This window comes from Pseudomonas entomophila, from assembly GCF_029193575.1.
In the GTDB taxonomy this organism is placed as follows: domain Bacteria; phylum Pseudomonadota; class Gammaproteobacteria; order Pseudomonadales; family Pseudomonadaceae; genus Aquipseudomonas; species Aquipseudomonas entomophila_G.
Map to the genome: position 1 here is coordinate 1 of NZ_JARGCS010000049.1, position 2,382 is coordinate 2,382.

Annotated in this window: 1 protein-coding gene; it reads right to left on the reverse strand. The window is 68.8% G+C overall.

Going from position 1 to position 2,382, the window contains the following annotated elements:
- The coding region (locus P0Y43_RS23045; protein WP_275639573.1) for a non-ribosomal peptide synthetase at positions 1–2,382 on the reverse strand (2,382 nt) is incomplete at both ends.

Sequence of the window (2,382 nt, forward strand, 5' to 3'; positions counted from 1 at the left end):
CGCACACCCTCAACCTGCGCCAGCCGCGCCTCGATCTCGCCAAGCTCGATGCGGAAACCGCGCAGCTTCACCTGGTGATCGTTACGGCCCAGGTATTCGATCTCCCCTTCCGGCAGCCAACGCCCCAGATCCCCCGTGCGGTACATCCGCCCGCCCGCGCGGAACGGGTCCGCCAGGAAACGCTCCGCCGTCAGGTCTTCACGGTTCAGGTAGCCACGCGCTACCCCCGCGCCGCCAATGTAGATCTCACCTGCCACGCCCATCGGAACGGGCTCGCCATGCGCATCCAGCAGGTAGAACTGGGTGTTGTCGATCGGACGACCGATATTCACCGCCCCTTCCACTCGCTGGGCCGATGACCAGATCGTCGTCTCCGTCGGTCCATAGACGTTCCAGAGCGTGCCCACCCGCGCGCGCAACTGAGCGGCCAATTGCGCCGGCAACGCCTCGCCGCCGCACAGCGCCGTCAGCCCCGCTGAACCCGGCCAGCCGCCCTCCACCAGCATCCGCCAGGTCGACGGCGTTGCCTGCATCAGCGTCGCACCACTGTCGTCAAGCGCCCGGGCCAGAAGCGTCGCGTCACGCGCGGACTCCCGATCCAGCACGATCGTGCGGGCGCCCACCACCAGCGGCAGATACAACTCCAGACCCGCAATGTCGAAGCCCAGCGTGGTCACCGCCAGCAATCCATCGCCCGCTGCGATCCCGGTCAGCCCGCGCATCGCCTGCAGCAGGTTCGCCAGGTTGCCGTGCTCGACCATCACGCCCTTGGGCCGGCCGGTCGAGCCCGACGTATAGAGCACATACGCCAGGTGATGCGGCTGTACCGCCGCACGCGGATCGTGTGCCGGCTGCGAACACCATGCCGCATCGTCCAGGTCGACGACCTGTACTCCCGCATCCTCGACCACGCCGCGCGTGGCCTCGCTCACCACCAGCGCCGACGGCGCGCTGTCCTCCAGCATCCACGCCAGTCGCTCCGACGGGTAGGCCGGGTCCAGTGGCACATACCCCGCGCCCGACTTCAGGATCCCGAGCAGGCCCACCATCATCCCCACGCCACGCTCCACGCACAGCGCCACACGGTCATCCGCGCCCACGCCGAGCTCGATCAAGCGGTGCGCCAGTTGGTTGGCCTGTTCATTCAGTTCGCGATAGCTCAGCCGAGCCTCGCCCGCCTGCACCGCCCATACGTCCGGCGTCTGCGCCACTTGCGCTGCGAACAGGTCGGGGAATGTCCCCTTGTCACCCTGTTCGACATGGGTCGTGTTCCAGGTTTGCACTACCTGCGCACGCTCCGCCTCATCCAACAACGCGACTCGGCCGACCTCTCGCTCGCCCTCGGTCGCCATCGCCTCCAGCATCCGCTCCAGGTAGCCCACGTGCCGCCGCATCGTGCTTTCGTCGAACAACGCCGTGGCGTACTCCAACACCCCGACGAGGCGCCCCTCGAGTTCCCCCAGTTCCAGCGTCAGGTCGAACTTCGCCGTGCGCACCGGCTGGGTCACCAGCTCCAGCGCCAGCCCTTCCAGTTGCAGGCCCGAGGCCTCAGACCCCTGCCATGACAGCGCGGCCTGGAATACCGGGCTGTGCGCCAGGCTGCGCACCGGACGCGCCAGCTCCACCACCTGCTCGAACGGCAGATCCTGGTTCACCTGCGCCTGCTGCACGCGCTCACGCACCCGCTCGACCAGCTCCGCCACCGTCGGCGCTCCGCCAAGGTCCACGCGCAGTGCCAGCGTGTTGGCAAAGAAGCCGATCAGGCCTTCCACCTCCGGGCGCGTGCGGTTCGCCACCGGCGCCCCGATCACCACCTCGTCCTGCCCGGCCAGCCGGCCCAGCACCGCCGACCACCCTGCCAGCACCATCATGAACACCGTCGCGCCGTAGCGACGCCCGGCCTGCGCCAGCCTCGCCGTCAGCGCCGCGTCCACCACCACCTCGATCGACGCTCCGCTGTAGTCCTGACGCTCCGGCCTTGGCCGGTCCGTCGGCAAGCTCAGCAGACCCGGCGCACCCGCCAACGTCTCGCGCCAGTAGGCGCCCTGCTGCTGCAGCACCTCGCCCTCCAGCCAGCGACGCTGCCATACCGCGTAATCCACGTACTGCACCGGCAACGCCGGCAAGGGCGCGGCAAGGCCGCGTCGCGCCGCGTCGTACAGCGCCGCGAACTCACGGATCAGCACGCCCATCGACCAGCCGTCCGACACGATGTGGTGCATCGTCACCAGCAAGACATGATCGTCCTGCGCCACGCGCAGCAGACGACCACGAATCAGCGGCCCCGTGGACAGATCGAAAGCCGCCGACGCTTCTTCCAACGCCAGACGCTGGGCTTGCGCTTCGCGGTCCGCAGACGCCGAGACGTCGCTCACCGTCAGC